We start from the raw sequence: 20,718 nt of genomic DNA on the forward strand, positions 1-20,718 counted from the left end.
ATTATAAAACTCGTTTTTGTTGTTCACTTTCACGGATTGTTTTCTCCAATCTGGATATCATGGTTTTCTCCTGTTTGGCAGACATGATCCAGTGCAGCATGACTTTCTTATATGATGGTGCTTGATTACTAAAAAAATCCCAGGCTTTTTTATTCGATTTGAATTGTTTTTCAAAGGCAGGACTTAATTCGGCCAGAGCATTTTCATGGGAATATATTGCTGTTTTTTCCTGTTTTCTCAATGCAAATGCTTTGAGACCCGCTGTTTTCATTAATCCTGCTTGAGTCAGATCTTCAACCTTTTTTATATTGATCGCACTCCAGATGCTTGTCGGTTTTCTGGGAGTAAAGCGTATGGTATATTTTTCGTCGTCTACACTTTTTCTTACTCCATCAATCCAGCCATAGCATAAAGCCTGGTCTACAGATTCCGACCAGGTCATAGAGGGTTTCTTTGTCCCTATTTTATAAAATCCTACCAACAGTTCTGTTTTTGTTTCGTGGTTCTTTTCCAGCCATTCCCGAAAATCCTGTGGTGTTGAAAAAAATTGTATTTCCATCCGTTACTTTTACTTTTTTAAAGATGTTTTCAATTCTCTGAATACTATTTTCCGGTAATATTTTCTAGCTTTCCTCATAAGTTCAGGGGTAGAAATATTTTCGTTGACCTGCATCCCGTTAAAATAAAATTTGGTTCTATGACTGTTAATACTTCGCATGGCAAAATCAAGATCTCGTAATGTATCCCGGTCAATCACTAACTTGTTGATTTTATAGAAGTGAATGTTATTGTTGCGGAAACCGGGATATCTTTCCAACATTCTTTCACTCATTGGGAAGATGGTGTCGAAAATGATATTGTTATTTTTAAGTTTGTCTACAATTTCTTCCTGTGAATAATTAACTGTAATATGGCATTTTGAACATTGCAGATTACCACGGCTTACGGTATAGCTGAAGCTTGGCGGGGGAGAAGTAGCCATCAAAACAAACAATGAAGGAATTAAAATAAAGGTTGGATGAAGATATGATATTTTGATCCTGTGTAAGTTGTCTGCTCTTTGAATGATGAAATATGGGATGGGCAAGAACAGCAAAGCCAGCAGATCAGAATAATCAACAACTCTTGTTACAGGAATCAATGCATATTGATTATACCAATTGATCGCCTCTTCGGAATAAACGGATTTCCAGAACAAAAAGAGTAAAGCACCAATCCATACGGAATGAATTGTAAGTCTCGGAAAAATATAAGACAGGAGCAAAGGCAGGATGATAATTCCAACAACGTCCGAAAGCTTACCTGTAAGGAAATTTGAGAATTCATATTTAAAAAAATGATCATTCAGGAATAAAATGAGCAAGCAGGTTACAAATATGTAATTGAGAAGAAGATATTTATTTCTTTGGATTTTCATCAGACATCAGTTAATATTCAAATCCGAATTTACACAAATTACAGAGAAAAATAAAAGCAGATGAAATTTCATCTGCTTTTATTCCTACCGGATAATGCCGGTGTGTCTCAATTCTTTTTCTTTACAGGATCTTTCCGGGTGTTGAATACAATAATATTACTGGTCTTAAGCCGGTTAACTAACCATGTTTTTAATTTTTCTTCATCTATCTTGGTTTCCGACTGATAGATAAAAGCAGTTTCCAGACTTGTTGAATCCGTAGTAAAATAATTTTGGAGTTTTCCGATAGCCATCTCCTGAACCTCCGGGAAGAGGATCTTTACTTCTTTTACCAATTCAGGATTATCCATTTTATAGAGGTTCAGTTCATTCTTTAATTCATTAACCTGAAGATCCTTTTCTGTAATATTGGTTTTTTGAAGATTGATTTCGCTTAAGATCTCTTTTTTAAGATCGCTGGTGTTTTGTTTAATAACGAGATTGGTGTTTTTTATCCCAAAATCCTGTAATGAAGTATTAAATTTCTTTATTTCCGTACTGTCGAATTTTGTAGATAAAAAAGCAAGCTCAATAGATTTGGGATTGGCATTATAATCCACTTTTTTATAGATTACAGTGTATCCTTTTTTTGAAAATTCTTCATTGATGAAGTTCTCTACATTCTGGTTGTATTTTTTTTGGTTTAAAAGGTTATAAGCCAAATAACAACTCGGAACAATCATAATAATGATCAGGATCGAAATGCCATAACGTATTCTTTTTTCAAAGGCTTTATTGGTGGTTTCAACAGCTTGATATTTGAGAGATTTTATAATCAGGAAGGTAGAAATACAAATAAAGAAACAGTTGATGGTATACAGGTAAAATGCCCCTGCCACAAAAGACCAGTTTGCAGTTGCAATACCGAATCCTGCAGTACACAATGGAGGCATTAACGCTGTTGCGATGGCCACTCCCGGAATGGGGTTTCCTTTTTCAATTCTTGTGATGGATATCGCTCCCACAATTCCACCGAAAAAAGCAATCAGGACATCATAAATATTAGGCGAAGTCCTAGCCAGCAGTTCAGACTGAATATCTTTGAACGGACTTAAATAAAAATATAAGCTTGAAACTGTTAAGCTGACCACAGTGGCGATCAGCAGATTTTTCATGGATTTCTTTAAAAGACTGAAATTGAACGTAGCCAAAGCAAAACCTGCTCCTACAATAGGTCCCATAAGTGGGGAAATCAACATGGCTCCTATAATTACAGCCGTTGAGTTTACATTTAATCCTACCGACGCAATAAGTATAGCACAAGCCAGAATCCATAAATTGGCCCCCCTGAAGGATACATTACTTGTCACATTTTCAAGAACAATAGCAGGATTTTCTTCTCCGTTATGGAGATTTAAAAAATTGGAAATCGTTTTTCTCATTTTTGTTGTGTGTTATAAGGGTGAAGAACAAAATCTCATTACTTCACTTTTTCGCAAATATAAATGTTTAGGATATAATTCCAAAAAATAAATATGAGTATAAAAACACAATCTATGATTTCTCTGTTATGGCCTTCACAGAGCTGTTTTAATCACCATTAAACATCTTCATTAGTTTTTCTATAGCTTTAGGTGCATGCATCAGGATAGTATTATCCAAAGTAACCCGGGTAATTTCTGAAGCCCTTTTTAGCATTTGCTTTTCATAATGAGATAAAGCATCCTGAACGGTGTCATACTTGTTGCTAGTGAGGCATTCTGCAAGCTCATATGCATCCTGCATCGCCATATTTACTCCCTCTCCGGCATAAGGTGGCATTCTGTGGGCAGCATCCCCCAACATGGTCAGGTTAGGAAGTGTTTCCCATTTTTGATCAAGCGGGTAGTGGTACTGAGGGCGTACAACAAATGATGAATCCTCACTCATAAACAATTTCTGCCAGGTCTCATTCCATGTTCCAAATTCTTTTCTGAACCATTCGAAGATCTGCTCTCGGTTACTAAAATCGATTCCGGATTCTCTGACCCAATTTTCATCGACTTTACATCCTGTATAAAAAGTGAGCGTACCATCTCCTTTGGTGCTGAACAATAATGTTTTTTCTTCATCCAATGCAAAAATTTTACCCCCTTCTACAAGTTTCCAGAGTTTTGGAGCATTAATAGCTGCGTGGTAAATATTTCCCTCAACCATAGTTATTCCTGAATAAACAGGCTGAATATCTGTAATATAAGGTCGTATTCTGGAGTTGGCTCCGTCAGCGGCAATAACGATGTCTGCATCATACGATTTCCCGTTTTTAAAATAAAGCCTCCAGCCATCACCTTGTTTTTTCATAGATAAAAACTGACTATCCCAAACCACGGTTCCCGGAGTAAGTGCTTCCAACAGAATTTTTCTTAATGGAGCCCTATCGATTTCAGGACGGTCTTCAATATGTGAATTCACTGAGTCATGTTCATTGAGATAAACTGTAAGGTCTTTGTCTAAAATTTTTAATTTTCCCGCATCTGGACGGTAGTGAGCGATAAAAGCATCCATTAACCCGGCTCTTTTTAAAGCTTCCAGTCCTGATTCTTCATGCAGATCCAAAGTTGCTCCTTGTACACGGACATCTTTATGCTCATCACGCTCATAAACTTGAACTTCAGCTTTGTTGATCTGCAGGAGATTTGCCAAAGTAAGCCCGCCGGGACCTCCACCAATAATGGCTATTTTTTTATTTTGTACTATCATAATCTATTAAATTATGACGCAAAATTACTTCCCGGGAAGAACAGAAAATTGTATAAATCGGTCGTTTTTATTTTGGCTGAGTTCTTTTGGGAGAAATCCGGAAAGCCTTTTAATCTCTTTTATAAAATGAGACTGGTCACTAAAGTTTTGTTCGGGGAAAAGTTTTCCTTCTTTAATATGTGTAAAAGAGGCTCTGAATCTGAGAATTCCACAATAAGACTTTAAGGAAATACCGTATTGCTGATTAAAATAACGGTTGATCTGCCGTTCACTCCATATCACCTTTTCAGAAAGTTCTTTCACAGAAATATCTCCGTTGGCAGAGTAGATAAGGTCAAACAGCTTCCGTTTCCGCTCATCAATTTTCCGCAGAGAAAGTTCAGATGCTATTTTCTCTGTTGCTTTTTTACAGAACTGATTAAAATCGTTCATATCATCCACAGTGAAACACCAGAAATTCTCAGGCAGGTTCTTAGCATAATCTAAAATATCAGAAACAGTTTCGTGAAGTATATATTCGGTTGCCAGTAAATTAAAACTAATTGCAAAGGTTCTGGATTTTTCAGCAATTACAATTTCTTCAGGATGTGTTCCAATGCCTAAAAGAACAATATGAAAAGGCATTGTGGAGGACTGTGACAATATAATATCTATCCTTCCATCAGGTAAAAGAATAGTTTCTTTTGTTTCTGACGGATTATCCAACATCCAGAAACTTTCTACAAAGTCTTTAAGAGAAGGCTCAGGCAGTTGAGAAGCATAGATAAGATTATTAGTCAGTTCCATAAATTAATACTTTCTCAATTTCAGGAATATTTAAATTTTCTAATTTATTTTTTAATAAGCCTATACATAAAAAATGAATTCATCTAGGTTTTCTGGAATTGCATTCATTGGACTATAATAATCTAAAAGTAGAAATTACTTTCCGAACTGTGATGCTTTCCATGCATTAATCATTTGCTCTCCCTTTTTTGGATCCAAAAACATTAAATTAACTGAAAATTCCTTTTTATCAAACAATCTGCTATACATTTGAAACTCAAGTATCATATTATTGGGAAGGATCATTTTAATTGTATACTTGTTGAAAACTAAATTATTAATTTTTTCCTTTGTACTGATGGTATCAAATTTTGCTTTTGGCATATTCTCTTTGAATGCTTTATACAAAACTTCATTAACTGCTTTGTTTGATTCATCATAATTACCATCAACTTTTGGATCAAATGGCTGATAATTGGCTTCCAGATAATTAAAATTATCAGATTTAAAAACAAAAATAGTTTTAGATTGATTGATAACTGGCTGACCCGTTGTTTTTTCAAGTACTTCCTGTCCTCTTCCTTGCAACTTTGCCCATTCATCATTATTTACTTTTTCAAAGTTTTTTGGAATTTGAATCTTCCATTTGAAATCACTGCTGTAGAAATCTGTATCAGTATTTTGAGCATAAGATATCTGAGACAATAATAGGAATACAATTAAGATATAGAGGTTTCTCATTTGAAAATTTTTCAGGTTCAAAATTATGAAATCTTATCTTAAGCCACCGGCAACCCAAAATAGAATGTACTTCCCTGATTGGGTGCACTTTTTACACCGATTTCTCCATGTTGTTTTTCGATAAAGTTTTTCGAAATGGCCAGCCCTAGGCCGGTTCCGTTCTGATGTTCTCCCGGTACCTGAAAGTAGCGGTCGAAAATCTGGCGGTGGTATTTTTCATCAATTCCGCTTCCTGTGTCTGTGATGCTAAATGAGATCATTGCTTCAGACTTCTCTACCAGTATCCGGATGTTTTCGTCCTGAAAAGAATGTTTAATGGCGTTACTCAGGAAGTTATTCATCACCCAAACGGTTTTATCAAAATCTGCGGAAACAAGATCTTCTTCACTTGTGAGAAAGTCGGTGCTGATCGAAATATTCTTTTGCTCCGCTAGTTTTTCAACATTTTTAATAGCGGTAGCAACAATTTCTTTCGGTGAGCAGCTTTTAATATTCAGACGGATATTTCCGGTTTCCACCTGCGACAGATTTAAAAGCTCACCTGTAATATCCAGGAGCCTTTGCCCGTCATCGTTGATGCTTTTCAATAATTCCTGTTGTTGATCATTAAGTTCTCCGAATTTCTGATTCCCTAAAAGCTGAACCCCCATTTTGATAGCCGCAATCGGGGTTTTTAACTCATGGGAAATCGTTGCTATAAAATTGGTTTTTGCAAAATCCAGCTCTTTGAAAGGGGTGATATTCCGGAGAAGGATTACCTTTCCGATATATTTTTTTTCCTTTTCGCCTGTTTTGGCAATATTAATGGGAACAATTTCCTGTTCGAAATAGTTCTCCTTATTATCAGAGACAATTTTGATCGGATCTTTTACAGGATGGTCCATATTTTTAAGCAGCTCCCTGATCAGATCATTGTTTACAGCAACTTCATGAGCTGTTTTGCCAATAATTTCTTCCTTACGAAGGTTGGTGATTTTTAAAGCTTCATCATTGATCATGTAGATATAATGATTTTCATCAAGTCCGATGACAGCATCATGCATATTATTAACCAATGTTTCGATCCGCTTTTTATCCATCAGCTGTGTAGAAAGGGTACTGCTTTCGTATTCCTGTAATTTCTCTGCCATGATATTGAAAGAGTTGGCCAGATCATTGAATTCTTCGCTTCCTTTAAAATGAACCCTTTCATTATAATTTTTATTGGCGATCTGCTTGATGCTGAAGGTCAGTTGGTTGATGGGCTCAGCAATAGTCTGTGGCAAATTAAACAAGAGGATAAAAGCGATAAGAAAACATACAGTTCCTAAACTTACGATCCAGAATGTGGCGCGTTCAGCAGTAACAATTGCAATGTCACTTTTACGCTCAATTCCTTTCATGTTCAGAGACATGATCTTTACTAAATCTTCACGGATAAGCTTTTCTTTTTTATAATCAGGTTGCTTCAGATAACTGCTGAAGTGGATCTTCAGATTCTGGGTGATTTCTTTTTCGCCGATTTCTGAAAGGTTATGTTCCTGTAGTGCATTATTTTTTTCAAAATCTCTGACGGAAACAACGCTGTCTGTGCTCATTCTGTCCAGGGCAATCAGCATATTTTTAGAATACTCAAGGCTGTTGTAATTGGCTGTAAGGATTTTCTCGGTGTCTGATTTTAGTTTATTGATGTACACAGAACCGATCACTGACAGTAAAACGATCAGTAAAAATAAAAGACCAACGCCTAATGTGAGTTTAGTTTTAAGTTTCATTACTCTTAAGATAAAATGATAATGTCTATCTGTCGTTCGTTCAATCGGTTCATTAAGGTATAAATCCAGCTATATCCTGAAATTCTTTGCCAGAAATGAGAATGTGGTTTTCCAATGCAAACCGTTGTAATATTATGCTGGATCACATAATCCAAAATCCCTTTATGAACGCTGTTTTCCTTTGTCCTGATTACTTTAGCCCCCATTTCCTGTGCTAAATTAAAATTATTAATTAAATATCGTTGCTTATTTAGGGCTATTTTTTCCGGATTTTCCGAAGGTTTCTGTACATATAACACTGTCCACGGACTATTGTAATAACTTGCCAGACGTGCTGTTTTCCGGATAATATTTTTGGCAATTTTCTCATTACTGCTTATGCAGGCGAGGAATTTTATAGGCTTAAAGTTTTCAGTTTTAATTTCTGTTTCTACCTTTCGTTCAACATGGGTAGCAACTTCTTTTAAGGAAAGTTCCCGGAGCTGAAGAATATGTCCGCTTTGAAAGAAATTGTTCAGTGCTGTCTGAATTTTATCTTTTTTATAGATCTTTCCTTCTTTCAACCGCGTGAGAAGCTCATCAGCCGTTAGGTCTATATTCACAACTTCATCAGCAAGGGCTAGAACTTTATCCGGAACACGCTCAGTAACCTCCACACCGGTAATCTTTTTTACCTCTTCGTTCAGGCTCTCAATATGCTGGATGTTCATTGCGCTGATGACATTGATCCCATTATCAAGAATTTCAAGGACGTCCTGCCATCTTTTCTTATTTTTTGAACCTTCAACATTTGTATGAGCCAGCTCATCGACAAGAACCACTTCCGGATGCTCATTAATAATAGCCTGAAGATCCATTTCTTCAAGATTTTTACCCTTGTAGAAGACAGATCTTCTTGCTATTTCAGGAATGCCATCAACCAATGCCACGGTTTCTTCCCGACCGTGGGTCTCAATATAACCAATCTTTACATCAATACCATTTCGTAACAGGGCATGAGCTTCCTGAAGCATTCGGAAGGTTTTTCCCACACCTGCACTCATTCCAATATAGATCTTGAATTTCCCTTTTTTGGATTTTTGAATCAGTTCTAAAAATTGTTTTGCTGAAGACATTGATTTTATTCTTTTTAATTTAATTTTAAACACTTTTTATGTGATTAAATGATATTATTAAAACCAGGCTGCAAGGCTTGCTGTAATGAAAAAATTACCTTGTTGCATTTCATTATTCTTTACAAAGATCGCATCCTTAGAGGTAAAGCCTCTGGCTTCTGTACGGAAGACGACGTTTTTTAAAATGGCATAATCAACATTCACAGAATACCCAAAGGTTTGAAATCCGTTTGGTGTTTTTGTATTGATAATGACCCCGTTTTTATCATTATAATATTCTAATCTTCCACCTAAGGTCCATTTATTGTCAAGCTGATATTTCATGAGGACATTGGGAGTATACCAGATATTATATTGCTCACTTCCTTTTGATTTCTGTTCCGCACCGATATCAAAACCTATTACGGTAGAAAACTTTTCTGTCACCTGGAAAATCCCATGTAGATCATGGAAGTAACGCATTCTTTTATCGTCTTTTGGCTTATCATTTCCTATAAATGAACTGCTGTTTAGTGTTATTTTATCATTAGGTTTGAAGGTTAGCTGATGTCCGAAAGAAATGGTTTGATTTCCGTCCGGCTTCGCTATCCTCTGCCATCCGTTCAATATCAATCCGCTTAAAAACCATTTTCCACTATCTGAAGTGTAAGAAATTTTGGCACCGGTTTCAAAATAAGGGGAGTTTTCAGCGGCCAGACTTCTGGTCAGATTGATGTTGTCTTTTCCTATTGCGCTTTCCCATCCGATATGAGATGGCATTATCCCCGCATCGATCCATAAATTTTTATTTTTTGAAATTTTAATTCCAATATTTGCTTCATTTACATAACGTAAGGCGTTCTGTTCTGCTGCCATATTATCTTGTGCATAAGTTCCTGCCATCAAGGCGAAATTGGCACGGAGATGATCACTTTCGTAAGAAGCTTTTACCAAACCTAAGTTAAGATTTACTTCGTTATGTCTGTTGTATGAATACAAGAAATTTTGGCGAAGATGATTATTGGGTTCATTGAAATCATAAGTGTAAAACAGTTCTGCATAAGCAGAAAATTTTACTTTAGGACTCAGTTTCATTGAATCTGAAGATTGTGCTTTCGGAAAAAATATTCCTAATAGTATTCCAACAACAATATATTTTTTCATGTGGTTTTAATAGTTAAATGATATTATTACAATCTGAACATTACAGCGAGTGTAAATCTGCTGTCAGACTTTCTCAGATCCGGTCTCCATGATTCTATAGGAGTATCTATCCATCCATCCGGACTGGTTGTTCCTTCTCTTCCGGCAAAATAGGGGATATTGCTTTTTCTGAAGCCATATTCTAATCTGAAGGTCACAAACTGATTAGGCATGATATCTACTGTTGCTGTTCCCTGAAACATTTTAAGTTTTTCTCCTGATGCAATTGCATCGTTGAAATCATTCTGAGCAACAGGAGAAGGTGAAAATGCTAAATAAGCTCCCGGATTCGAAACCGCATCCGCTCTTAAAGTTAAAGCAATTTTATTATGGTGAAACCAGAGTCTGTTAGCAACAGAAGTACCAATCATATAATTGTCCCTGGCCTTTATACCGCCTCCACTTTGAAACCCGTAATGGTTATTGATACTGAATGCTGCCTGTGATAAGCCTTTACTTTCTTTATTTTTATAGTATCTGGCTACAATACTGTGGTCGTGGTGAAAACGGCGAACTCCAGGGTTGTTTCTTGTATCTTTTCCGTTAAGATAAAAATTAGCTACCAGCTGTAGATTCTCTGTAGGACGATAATAATTGGAAACCCCTAAACCAAGACCCGTATTCCAGGAATTGTAAGTTTGCCATCCATTGAGAACCCAGATCTCAGTTTTAAATTTTTTTGAAGGATAAGCCTGAATTCTTGCTCCCTGAAAATAGAAAGGGGTAAAATCGCACACCAAACTTCTCTGGTAGTTCCAGTTTTCTCCCAGTACATAACTTTCCAAACCGATATAGCTCATGAAAATTCCTGCTTCCACATTCAAGCCGTGCATTACATTAAAGTGATAACCTGCTGCTGCTTCACGGATATATTTTAAATTACCTACGCTCGTATTTTTACCGTGATTTACAGTTCCATCAAGATCCTGAACGATAGAGCCCATTTGTCCGTACTGTAACCATAAACGACCGATTACATTCTTATAATTGGTCTCTAAACCAATACTAGCCATATTAATGGTCACTTCATTAGAACGTCCTATAGCTGAGGAAATAGTGTGTGTGTTATCTTTTGGGCGGTTAAAATCATAATTGTAATAAGCGTCCACATAGGTTACACCTGTAAGTATAGTTTCTCCATCTTTGTCTTTTAGGGTTAAAGGAAAATCGGTTTGACGATTCTGACCATTAATCCACGTCAGGTCATATCCATCAAAAGGAATTCTGGATTCCGTTTTTGTGATTAATGAATCTTTGGGTTTGCCAAGAAGGGAATCTTTTTTTATTTCCTGGCCGTTGATTTGGCTCAAAGCAGTAAGTCCTAAGAAACATGCTGCATGAAAAGTTTTTGATTTCATTATAAATATTGATAATAATGTGTTGCAGTAATGGTGGAAAAGGCTTTCCACTATAAAAGGGGGTTAAAAAAATGAATTCTGTAAACGGTAGGAATATTTTTATGATATAGAAACGAAATCTTTTCGTAATGGGAAACTTTGATATCCGTTTAGTTAGAATTTTAGATTACAGAATTCATTATAAGCTGAGGTTCTTTTTTGATTACTAATTTTAATGTAAAGGAGATCTGCTTCTATTGTAATTTATCTAAAGCAATGTTGAGCTTCAGTACGTTGACTTTTGAAGGTCCAAAAAGTCCCAATAGGGGTTTTTCAGTATTTGTTTTAACAAGACTTTCAATTCTGGCCTCAGAAAGATTTCTTTCTTTTGCCACTCTTTTTACCTGGTAAAGAGCTCCTGCTTCTGAAATATCAGGATCCAACCCGCTTCCACTGGCGGTAACAAGCTCTACAGGTACTTCTGTATCTTTCATTTCAGGATTCTGCATTTTTATAGTATCGATTCTCTTTTGAACTGTTTCCAGATACTCCTTATTACTTGGGCCTTTATTGCTTCCGGCACTCCCCGCGGCATTATAATTAGCTGCGGATGGACGGCTGTGAAAATATTTTGGCGACTTGAACTCCTGTCCGATATTAGCGTAGAACTTCTGGTCCCGATAAGTAATGGTTTCTGCATTTCCCTGTGTAGGAAGTAATTTTGAACCTATCAATACAAAAAGTAAATAAAAGCCCGTACAAACCAGCATGACGAATGTTAATTTTAATGCTGAAATAAAATAAATTTTCATTGTTTTAAATTTTAAAAGAATAAACTGATGAATAAATCAATAAGTTTTATTCCGATGAATGGAACAATAACACCTCCTAAACCATAGATCAAAAGATTTCTTCTGAGCAAAGCACTTGCGCCAATAGGTTTATAAGCCACACCTTTCAATGCCAATGGAATTAGTGCAGGAATGATAACCGCATTGAAAATGATTGCCGATAATATCGCAGATTCCGGGCTATGAAGATTCATGATATTCAACTTCTGAAGAGCTGGAATAAAAGTGATAAACAAAGCCGGGATGATGGCAAAATATTTAGCAACGTCATTTGCAATACTGAAAGTGGTAAGGGTTCCACGGGTCATTAATAATTGTTTTCCGATCTCTACAATTTCAATCAGCTTCGTAGGGTCATTATCAAGATCTACCATGTTTCCCGCTTCTTTCGCTGCTTGTGTCCCACTGTTCATGGCAACACCTACATCTGCCTGAGCTAAAGCCGGTGCATCATTCGTTCCATCTCCCATCATCGCAACCAGTTTTCCGGACTGCTGTTCTTTTTTGATGTAGTTCATTTTATCCTCAGGTTTAGCTTCAGCGATAAAATCATCAACACCTGCCTTTTCTGCAATAAACTTGGCCGTTAAAGGATTATCTCCGGTTACCATTACGGTTTTTACACCCATTTTTCTTAAACGCTGAAAACGTTCCTGGATTCCTGTTTTAATGATATCCTGTAGTTCAATTACTCCCCATACTTTCTCGTTTACCGACACCACCAACGGAGTTCCTCCGTTTTCAGAAATTTTAGTGGTTGCATCCTGAGTTTCCTGAGGAAAGATATTTCCTGCTTTTTCAGTTAATTTTTTAATCGTATCGTAAGCTCCTTTTCGGATACGTGTATCTTCGAAATCAATCCCTGACGTCCTTGTCTCTGCCGTAAAATCGATATAAGTAGGGCTGGAGACAATCAGGTCCTGAGGCTGTAGTTCACTCAGCTCAATAATTGATTTCCCTTCCGGTGTTTCATCCGCTACAGAACTTAAAGCTGCCGCTTTAATAAACTCATCAAGTTGTATGTTATTGGCAGGATGAAACTGGGTTGCTTTACGGTTCCCAATGGTGATGGTACCTGTTTTATCCAGAAGCAGAACGTCAATATCTCCGGCTGTTTCTACAGCTTTACCACTTTTGGTAATCACATTTGCTCTTAAAGCTCGGTCCATCCCGGCGATACCGATTGCAGAAAGCAAACCTCCAATTGTTGTCGGGATCAAACAAACGAAAAGGGATATAAATGCCGCAACAGTAATTGGGGTTTGCGCATAGTCTGCAAAGGGTTTTAAAGTAAGGGTAACGATTATAAAAGTAAGGGTGAACCCTGCTAAAAGTATGGTTAATGCGATTTCATTAGGTGTTTTTTGTCTGGATGCACCCTCAACAAGGGCAATCATTTTATCAAGAAAAGATTCACCGGGTTTTGTGGTTACTTTCACTTTGATACGGTCTGAAAGTACTTTGGTACCTCCGGTTACAGAGCTTTTATCACCACCTGCTTCACGAATGACCGGGGCACTTTCCCCCGTAATGGCTGACTCATCAATTGTTGCGAGCCCTTCGATGATTTCACCATCCATAGGAATCTGATCACCCGCTTCACAAAGGAAGATATCTCCTAACTTCATTTCAGCAGACATTTTTAATGTAGTCTCTACCTGAAATCCGGGCTTGTTGTCAACAATTAATTTAGCAGGAGTTTCTTCACGCGTTTTTCGAAGGGTATCAGCCTGGGCTTTTCCTCTTGCCTCAGCAATGGCTTCAGCAAAGTTGGCAAACAATACGGTGAAGAATAAAATGATAAATACTAAAAAATTATATAAGAAGCTACCCTGTGTTTTATCACCCGTTAAGCTGAATAAGCTTACGATGAGCATAACGACGGTTCCGACTTCTACCAGAAACATCACTGGATTTTTAAACATAATTTTCGGATTCAGTTTTACGAAAGACTGTTTGATAGCCTCATTGACCAAATCTTTTTGAAATAATGTTTGTGATTGATTTTTCATTGTTGAAAAGAATTATATAATTGTTAATCAAGAGGAACCATTAAGGTTGGTTAAAATAATAAGGTGAGGTATGGATAATATTATTCAAGTGAATGTTTCTATGATATCAGACTAGTTTGAATTTCCTTGATTTCAGATCCTTAATGGTCCTGTTGATTTTTACTTGGTAGTGTTCACGTTTATTTAGAAAAATACTGGATTTGCTCTGCAATAGGTCCCAGTGTCAATGCAGGGAAGAAAGATAATGCTGCTATCAGAAGTATCACCGCGAGAGTCATAAATCCGAAAGTTGCAGTATCTGTTTTTAAAGTACCGGCACTTTCAGGGATATATTTCTTCTGAGCCAGGTATCCTGCAATTGCGATAGGACCGATAATAGGTATAAACCTTGAAAGCAGCAGTACGATTCCTGTAGAGATATTCCACCATGGAGTATTATCGCCTAATCCTTCAAACCCTGATCCGTTGTTGGCAGATGAAGAAGTGAATTCATATAGCATTTCACTGAAGCCATGGAATCCCGGGTTATTCAGCGTTTTGGCCCCGAACTCAGGGAAATAAGCCGTTAATGCTGTCCCCACAAGAATTAAAAACGGGTGAAATAAAGCCACAATCATCGCAATTTTCATTTCTTTGGCTTCGATTTTTTTACCCAAAAACTCGGGTGTTCTTCCCACCATTAATCCACTAATGAATACAGCCAGAATAATAAAAATGAAATAGTTTAAAATTCCGACACCACAACCTCCGTAAAAACAGTTGATCATCATGGCAAGAAGCTGATTCATTCCTGAAAGAGGCATCATACTGTCATGCATTGCATTGACTGAGCCTGTAGAAATAACAGTTGTAGCAATACTCCAATATCCCGAAGCAGCACTTCCAAAACGTATTTCTTTGCCCTCCATTGCACCTAACTGATGATCAGCACCCATCTGTGTGATCAGTGGATTTCCATGGATTTCATTTAAGATGGTAGGAGTGGCCAATGCCAGAAAGCCTATGGTCATTACTGAAAATATCGTCCATGAAAGTCTTTTCTTTTTTAAATAAAATCCCAATGCGAATACCAAAGCGAATGGAATGATCATCTGAGTGACCATTTCTGTCATATTAGTTAAGTAATTAGGATTTTCAAGAGGATGTGCCGAATTGGTTCCAAAGAAGCCTCCACCATTAGTTCCCAAATGCTTGATGGCAATAAAAGCCGCGGCGGGTCCCCTGGAGATATCAACTTTTTGTCCTTCCAGAGTAGTGATGTGATCTTTTCCTTCAAAAGTCATCGGACTTCCGTTGGCAGAAAGAATCAGAGCAACAACAATACTTATTGGGATCAGGATTCTGATCATGGATTTAGTAAAAAAATCAAAGAAGTTTCCCAATTCTGTTGTTGTCTTTTCTTTAAATCCTTTGAAAAGTACAGCCATAGCTGCCATTCCGGTTGTAGCAGTTACAAATTGAAGAAACATTAAATACAGCTGGCTTAAATAACTGACTCCCGTTTCCCCTGAATAATGCTGAAGGTTACAGTTGACTAAAAATGATATTGCCGTATTAAAACCAAGATCGGGAGACATATTAGGGTTTCCGTCGGGATTTAAAGGAAGCCAGGATTGATTGAGTAAAATGAAAAATCCAATAATCAACCAAACCAGATTGATACTCAACATGGCAAACATATTTTGCTTCCATGTCATTTGACGGTTAGGGTTAATTCCGGATATTTTATAAATTAATTTTTCAATGGGCTGGAAAACAGGATCCAAAAAGGTTTTTTTATGGCCATAAACATTAGCAATATATTTTCCTAAAAATATTCCTATTACCAATGTGATAACAAACATCGCTATGATGCCTAAAATTTCTGTGTTCATGATAGATTAAAATTTTTCTGGTTTTATAAGAACATAGCAGATATACACGAAGGCTAGTATTGAAAGAAAAAACAAACTCCACATAGCTTTATATTTTATCAAAAAATTCAACGGACTTATACAATAGCCAAAATAAAATGGCGCTCAGGACTAATAAAATTATCAACATCATCTTATCATAATTAAGGTTAAAAGGGTAAACAGTACATAAGACACGATCAGGAAGCTGAACTTCGAATGACGCCGTGTTTTGAATGTTTTTTTTGAAATAGTCATTTTAAAATATTTATTATGTTATCCTTAATGCCAAAAAAGAATCCATTCTTTTGTTTTTTATTTTAATGTTTTGTATTACAGTGTTTTATTGGTATTTTGAAAAGGTGTTGAAAACAAAAAAGCCTATCAAAATGATAGGCTCTTTATTAAAATGATAGGCTCGTTTTTATCGTAATCCGTATTCTTCCAGCTTGCGGTATAATGTGGCAATACCGATTTCCAGAAGTCTTGCAGCCTCGGCTTTGTTTCCTTTAGTATAATGTAAAACTTTTTGTATATGTTCTTTTTCTAAGGAACGGATGCTTAAAGAATCCTTATCACCAGTCACTTTTTCTGAGTAGTGCGGAAGGCTCTCAGCATTCAGAATATTCTCGTTCATTAATATCAAACTTCTTTCTACCGTATTTCGCAATTCGCGGATGTTCCCTTTCCAGTCATTTTTTTCCAGTGTTTTATAGTACTCGGGAGACACCTGTACAGCGCTGAGGTGCAATTTATGAGAGAACATATCAATAAAATTCTTTGCAAGAATTTTTAAGTCTTCTTTTCTTTCACGAAGAGGAGGTAGGCTAATCTCAAAGACATTCAACCTGAAATACAGGTCTTCTCTAAAGTTTCCTTGTTTTATTTCTTCTTCCAGGTTTCTGTTTGTAGCAGCGATCAACCTGAAATCTGACTTCGAAACCTTGGTTTCACCCATTTTAATGAATTCATGGGTTTCAAGAACACGGAGTAATTTAGCTTGAAGCTCCATAGGCATTTCTCCTATTTCATCTAAAAATAAAGTCCCGCCATTAGCTTCTTCTACCAAACCTTTTTTGTCTTTTACCGCTCCCGTAAATGAGCCTTGTTTATGGCCAAAAAGTTCGCTTTCAAGAATTTCTTTGCTGAATGCAGAACAGTTGATGGCAACAAAATTATTTTTCTTTCTCTCACTTCCATCATGGATAGCGTTGGCAAAGACTTCCTTTCCTGTTCCGGTTTCTCCTGTTAAAAGTACCGTAGCATCCGTTAGAGCAACCCTTTCCGCTAATTTTTTAGCCTCCAGGATGGCAGGTGAATGACCGATGATCTGATTAAATCCTTTTTGTGAATCCTTCTTCTGGACAATTTTAGATTTATTATCCTTTACTTTATCCAGTGCTTTATACACCAAAGGAATAATTTTATCATTATCATCCCCTTTTACCAGGTAATCGTAGGCGCCGTTTTTCATTGCCTGAACAGCATCCGTAATATTTCCGAAGGCAGTCATAAGAATAACTTCCTGATGCGGATATTTTGTTTTAATGGATTTTACAAGCTCAACTCCAAATGCATCCGGAAGCCGGACATCGCTTAAAACGACATCAAATTCGTATTGCTCAAGCATCGTCATGGCAGAACGGGCAGTAGAAGCTTCTTTAACATTAAAATCTTCCTGAGAAAGGATCATTCCCAAAAGTTTGAGAAGTTTAAGCTCATCATCGATGATCAGAATATTTCCGGACATGGTATAAATTTTAGGTAAAACCTGATGCAAACTTAATCAAACTTACAGATACAAACCGAATGTGAGAGATTTTATTTATTGTAAAATGTATTATTGGATAAAGTACTATATGATCCTGTCGGTAATAAATAGCCTTTTCAATTCGGCAAATTGGCAACTCAGCAATTCCACTTTTTGAATTGCCATCATAGATGTAATAATTATAAAAGTAATATGCTTTCTTTTAGTATTCCTTACATTTGTAAAGCATTCTGTTTTAATGAATGAAAATGAATTTACATATGACGGACAAAAGATACAAGGAAACAATTCATACTGATAAAAACAACTACGAATATATAACCATTACTCACGATGAAAACGGAGTCAGAATCTATACCCTTAAAAACGGATTAAAAGTATTTCTTGCCCAGAATTTTGATTCACCAAGGATTCAGACCTATATTCCCGTAAGAACCGGAAGCAACAATGACCCTTCTGATAATACAGGGCTAGCCCATTATCTGGAGCATATGATGTTTAAAGGAACCTCAGGAATCGGAACCCAAAACTGGGAAAAAGAAAAGGTTTTGTTAGATCAGATTTCAGAATTGTACGAACAACATAAGGCGGAGGCCGATCCTGAAAAGAAGAAAGAAATCTATAAAAAAATAGATGAGGTATCTCAGGAGGCCAGTCAATATGCTATAGCGAATGAATATGATAAAGTGATCTCATCATTGGGAGCAAGCGGAACTAATGCGCATACGTGGTTTGATGAGACGGTTTATAAAAACAACATTCCCAGTAACGAGCTTGAGAAATGGCTGAAAGTTGAAAAAGAGCGATTTTCAGAAATTGTGTTACGTCTTTTTCATACCGAGCTGGAATCAGTATACGAAGAATTTAACCGGGCGCAGGATAATGACTCCAGGTTAGTAAATTATGAGCTGATGGATGCTCTTTTTCCTATCCATGCCAATGGCCAGCAAACAACTCTGGGAAAAGCCGAACATTTGAAAAATCCTTCCATGAAGGCGATTCACAAATATTTCGATGAATACTATGTTCCTAATAACTATGCCATGGTCATGGTTGGTGATCTTGACTATGAACGTACGATTCAGCTTATCGATCAATATTTCGGAACGATTCCTTATAAAGAATTACCAAAGAAAACTCCGGTGGTAGAACAGCCTCTCCGGGGAATTGTAGAAAGAACTGTAAAAAGTCCGACCACACCGAGGGTTCAGATGGCCTGGAGAACGGATAGCTATGGAACCCGGGAAGCTATGTTGGCAGATATTACTGCAAATATTATGAGTAACAGGGGAGAAGCCGGATTACTGGACCTTAATATTAATCAGACCCAACGGATGTTATGGGCTCAGGCATTTTCAGTAGGACTAAAGCAATATGGATATTTTTCAATTGTAGCCGTTCCTAAAGAAACCCAATCTTTGAAAGATGCAAAGGATATGGTTTTGGAGCAGATAGAACTGATCAAAAGGGGAGAGTTTCCGGATTGGATGCTTCCTGCCATCATCAATGATTTCAAACTTCAGAGAATGAAGGCTCTTGAAACCGCTGATGGTTTGGCTACCAATCTCTATGATACCTATATAAAAGGAAGAACCTGGGAAGAGGAGCTTAATGAAATGGATGTATATGCTTCATTCACAAAACAGGATGTTATTCATTTTGCCAATGATTTTTTTAAGGACAATTATGTTCTGATAAATAAGGAAAAAGGAGTTAATGACAAGCTGATCAGGGTTGAAAACCCCGGAATTACACCGATTAAAATTAACAGAGATGCTCAATCGGAATTTTTAAAACAGATTTTAGCGGAAAAAACGGAAGATATTCAACCTGAATTTATTGATTATGATAAAGAGATCATAACCGGACAGGTTAAGGATAAGAAACTTAGCTTTGTCAAAAACAAATATAACGATATAGCACAGGTCTATTTCATTTTCCCGCTTGGAAGCGATCATGATCGTGATCTGGCAATATCAACGCAGCTGCTACAATATTTGGGAACTGAAGATTATGCTCCTGAAGATCTGAAGAAAGAGTTCTTTAAAATTGGTGTGAGTAATGATTTTAAAACGACCAATGATCAGTTAACGGTTTCATTGAGCGGTTTGGAGGAAAACATTGAAAAAGGAATTCGACTTCTTCAGCATTGGATGTATAAAGTAAAGCCGGATCAGGAAATCTACAAACAGTTTGTAGAAACAGTTCTTGAAAACCGTGAAGCGATGAAAAAAGATAAAAACCGGATTATGACAGCTCTAACGAATTACACCAAGTTGGGCGAATTTTCCAGGTTTACAGATGTGATTTCTAAAGAGGAGCTTCAAAACAGTGAAGTTGAAATATTTACGGACAGAATGAAAAGAATGTTCGCGTTTCCATATCAGATATTCTTCTACGGAAAAAATTTGGAGAATTTCAAAACGTATATTGAAAATTATGTTGAGGTTTCAAGCCTGGAAATTCCGGAGCCTAAGAAGTATCCCGAGCCTGAAACCGATGGGAAAGTGAATTTCATCAATTATGATATGGTACAGGTTGAAATGAGCAAAATAGGTAGAGGGCACAATATCAATAATGCTAATTTGGGTAAGATTAACGTTTTCAACGAATATTTTGGACGGGGATTGTCTTCCATTGTATTTCAGGAGATCCGGGAGAGCAAGAGCTTAGCCTATTCAGCATACGTTTCTTATGCTGCAAATTCAGAATCCGGACACCCGGATTATGTAACGACATATATTGGGACACAGCCTGATAAGCTACAGATTGCTGTAGATACGATGTCTGAACTGATGAACGAACTCCCTGAAGTGCCCATCCAATTTGAAAATGCAAAAAGTACAGCTCTGAAGCAGATCGCTTCTACGAGAATTACCAGAACTAACATTTTCTTTAATACATTAAGATTAAAGAAAATCGGAATTAATCATGATTTCAGAAAAGATATGTATGAGGAAATTCAAAAGTTGGATTTTAACGGGATAAAAGAATTTTACCGGACAGAAATAAAACCCTTGCGTTTTAATACAGCTATTCTTGGTAAAAAAGAAAATCTTGATATGGACGCTGTCAATAAAATGGGGAGTTTTAAAGAAGTCAGTTTAAAAGATATTTTTGGACATTAGATATTAATATATTATACTAATCATATTAAACCCCG

Annotated in this window: 15 protein-coding genes; 1 reads left to right on the forward strand and 14 read right to left on the reverse strand. The window is 36.7% G+C overall.

The window, feature by feature from the left end:
- Nucleotide 1: 1 nt before the first annotated feature.
- The 14 genes from MTQ00_RS20890 to MTQ00_RS20955 all read right to left on the reverse strand — a co-directional run bounded on the left by MTQ00_RS20890 (nucleotide 2) and on the right by MTQ00_RS20955 (nucleotide 17,534).
- Nucleotides 2-559, reverse strand: a complete 558-nt coding sequence (locus MTQ00_RS20890) for a YdeI/OmpD-associated family protein (protein ID WP_273650868.1) — start codon at nucleotides 557-559, stop codon at nucleotides 2-4.
- Between the two features lie 9 nt (nucleotides 560-568).
- Nucleotides 569-1,417 (reverse strand): hypothetical protein, encoded by an 849-nt coding sequence (locus MTQ00_RS20895; RefSeq protein WP_273650869.1) that lies wholly within the window; start codon nucleotides 1,415-1,417, stop codon nucleotides 569-571.
- A gap of 107 nt (nucleotides 1,418-1,524) precedes the next feature.
- Nucleotides 1,525-2,838 carry a DUF389 domain-containing protein gene (locus MTQ00_RS20900; RefSeq protein ID WP_273650870.1) on the reverse strand — a complete coding sequence of 438 codons (1,314 nt, stop codon included), beginning with the start codon at nucleotides 2,836-2,838 and terminating at the stop codon, nucleotides 1,525-1,527.
- 148 nt (nucleotides 2,839-2,986) lie between these two features.
- Nucleotides 2,987-4,135, reverse strand: a complete 1,149-nt coding sequence (locus MTQ00_RS20905) for an FAD-dependent oxidoreductase (protein WP_273650871.1) — start codon at nucleotides 4,133-4,135, stop codon at nucleotides 2,987-2,989.
- 24 nt (nucleotides 4,136-4,159) lie between these two features.
- Complete coding sequence (locus tag MTQ00_RS20910; protein WP_273650872.1) at nucleotides 4,160-4,921, reverse strand: helix-turn-helix domain-containing protein; 762 nt, start codon at nucleotides 4,919-4,921, stop codon at nucleotides 4,160-4,162.
- Nucleotides 4,922-5,056: 135 nt separating this feature from the next.
- Entirely contained in the window at nucleotides 5,057-5,641 is a 585-nt protein-coding gene (locus tag MTQ00_RS20915) for a hypothetical protein (protein ID WP_273650873.1), read from the reverse strand.
- A gap of 38 nt (nucleotides 5,642-5,679) precedes the next feature.
- Nucleotides 5,680-7,395: an ATP-binding protein gene (locus tag MTQ00_RS20920; RefSeq protein WP_273650874.1), complete on the reverse strand. Its 1,716-nt coding sequence runs from the start codon at nucleotides 7,393-7,395 to the stop codon at nucleotides 5,680-5,682.
- Between the two features lie 5 nt (nucleotides 7,396-7,400).
- Complete coding sequence (locus MTQ00_RS20925) at nucleotides 7,401-8,510, reverse strand: sensor protein KdpD (protein WP_273650875.1); 1,110 nt, start codon at nucleotides 8,508-8,510, stop codon at nucleotides 7,401-7,403.
- A 57-nt stretch (nucleotides 8,511-8,567) separates the two neighbouring features.
- On the reverse strand, nucleotides 8,568-9,653 hold the full coding sequence (locus tag MTQ00_RS20930; RefSeq protein ID WP_273650876.1) for a porin: 1,086 nt from the start codon (nucleotides 9,651-9,653) through the stop codon (nucleotides 8,568-8,570).
- Nucleotides 9,654-9,679: 26 nt separating this feature from the next.
- Nucleotides 9,680-11,050 (reverse strand): outer membrane beta-barrel protein, encoded by a 1,371-nt coding sequence (locus tag MTQ00_RS20935; RefSeq protein WP_273650877.1) that lies wholly within the window; start codon nucleotides 11,048-11,050, stop codon nucleotides 9,680-9,682.
- A 233-nt stretch (nucleotides 11,051-11,283) separates the two neighbouring features.
- A complete protein-coding gene (gene kdpC / locus MTQ00_RS20940) occupies nucleotides 11,284-11,841 on the reverse strand; it encodes a potassium-transporting ATPase subunit KdpC (protein ID WP_273650878.1) in 558 nt (185 codons plus the stop codon).
- 11 nt (nucleotides 11,842-11,852) lie between these two features.
- The gene (gene kdpB, locus MTQ00_RS20945) at nucleotides 11,853-13,892 is read right to left on the reverse strand and encodes a potassium-transporting ATPase subunit KdpB (RefSeq protein WP_273650879.1); all 2,040 of its coding nucleotides are present in this window, start codon (nucleotides 13,890-13,892) and stop codon (nucleotides 11,853-11,855) included.
- Nucleotides 13,893-14,071: 179 nt separating this feature from the next.
- Complete coding sequence (gene kdpA, locus MTQ00_RS20950) at nucleotides 14,072-15,766, reverse strand: potassium-transporting ATPase subunit KdpA (protein WP_273650880.1); 1,695 nt, start codon at nucleotides 15,764-15,766, stop codon at nucleotides 14,072-14,074.
- Nucleotides 15,767-16,208: 442 nt separating this feature from the next.
- Complete coding sequence (locus MTQ00_RS20955; protein ID WP_273650881.1) at nucleotides 16,209-17,534, reverse strand: sigma-54-dependent transcriptional regulator; 1,326 nt, start codon at nucleotides 17,532-17,534, stop codon at nucleotides 16,209-16,211.
- Nucleotides 17,535-17,815: 281 nt separating this feature from the next.
- Here MTQ00_RS20955 and MTQ00_RS20960 point away from each other — a divergent pair, with 281 nt between their 5' ends.
- Nucleotides 17,816-20,683, forward strand: coding sequence for a M16 family metallopeptidase (locus MTQ00_RS20960; protein WP_273650882.1), 2,868 nt, complete (start codon nucleotides 17,816-17,818; stop codon nucleotides 20,681-20,683).
- Nucleotides 20,684-20,718 lie beyond the last annotated feature (35 nt).

The organism is Chryseobacterium sp. B21-037, assembly GCF_028570785.1.
GTDB lineage: Bacteria > Bacteroidota > Bacteroidia > Flavobacteriales > Weeksellaceae > Chryseobacterium > Chryseobacterium proteolyticum.

Bases quoted from the DNA above. Each gene is read 5' to 3' on its own strand.
- MTQ00_RS20890 (WP_273650868.1), bottom strand. From the start codon at position 559: ATGGAAATACAATTTTTTTCAACACCACAGGATTTTCGGGAATGGCTG.
- MTQ00_RS20895 (WP_273650869.1), bottom strand. From the start codon at position 1,417: ATGAAAATCCAAAGAAATAAATATCTTCTTCTCAATTACATATTTGTA.
- MTQ00_RS20900 (WP_273650870.1), bottom strand. From the start codon at position 2,838: ATGAGAAAAACGATTTCCAATTTTTTAAATCTCCATAACGGAGAAGAA.
- MTQ00_RS20905 (WP_273650871.1), bottom strand. From the start codon at position 4,135: ATGATAGTACAAAATAAAAAAATAGCCATTATTGGTGGAGGTCCCGGC.
- MTQ00_RS20910 (WP_273650872.1), bottom strand. From the start codon at position 4,921: ATGGAACTGACTAATAATCTTATCTATGCTTCTCAACTGCCTGAGCCT.
- MTQ00_RS20915 (WP_273650873.1), bottom strand. From the start codon at position 5,641: ATGAGAAACCTCTATATCTTAATTGTATTCCTATTATTGTCTCAGATA.
- MTQ00_RS20920 (WP_273650874.1), bottom strand. From the start codon at position 7,395: ATGAAACTTAAAACTAAACTCACATTAGGCGTTGGTCTTTTATTTTTA.
- MTQ00_RS20925 (WP_273650875.1), bottom strand. From the start codon at position 8,510: ATGTCTTCAGCAAAACAATTTTTAGAACTGATTCAAAAATCCAAAAAA.
- MTQ00_RS20930 (WP_273650876.1), bottom strand. From the start codon at position 9,653: ATGAAAAAATATATTGTTGTTGGAATACTATTAGGAATATTTTTTCCG.
- MTQ00_RS20935 (WP_273650877.1), bottom strand. From the start codon at position 11,050: ATGAAATCAAAAACTTTTCATGCAGCATGTTTCTTAGGACTTACTGCT.
- kdpC (WP_273650878.1), bottom strand. From the start codon at position 11,841: ATGAAAATTTATTTTATTTCAGCATTAAAATTAACATTCGTCATGCTG.
- kdpB (WP_273650879.1), bottom strand. From the start codon at position 13,892: ATGAAAAATCAATCACAAACATTATTTCAAAAAGATTTGGTCAATGAG.
- kdpA (WP_273650880.1), bottom strand. From the start codon at position 15,766: ATGAACACAGAAATTTTAGGCATCATAGCGATGTTTGTTATCACATTG.
- MTQ00_RS20955 (WP_273650881.1), bottom strand. From the start codon at position 17,534: ATGTCCGGAAATATTCTGATCATCGATGATGAGCTTAAACTTCTCAAA.
- MTQ00_RS20960 (WP_273650882.1), top strand. From the start codon at position 17,816: ATGACGGACAAAAGATACAAGGAAACAATTCATACTGATAAAAACAAC.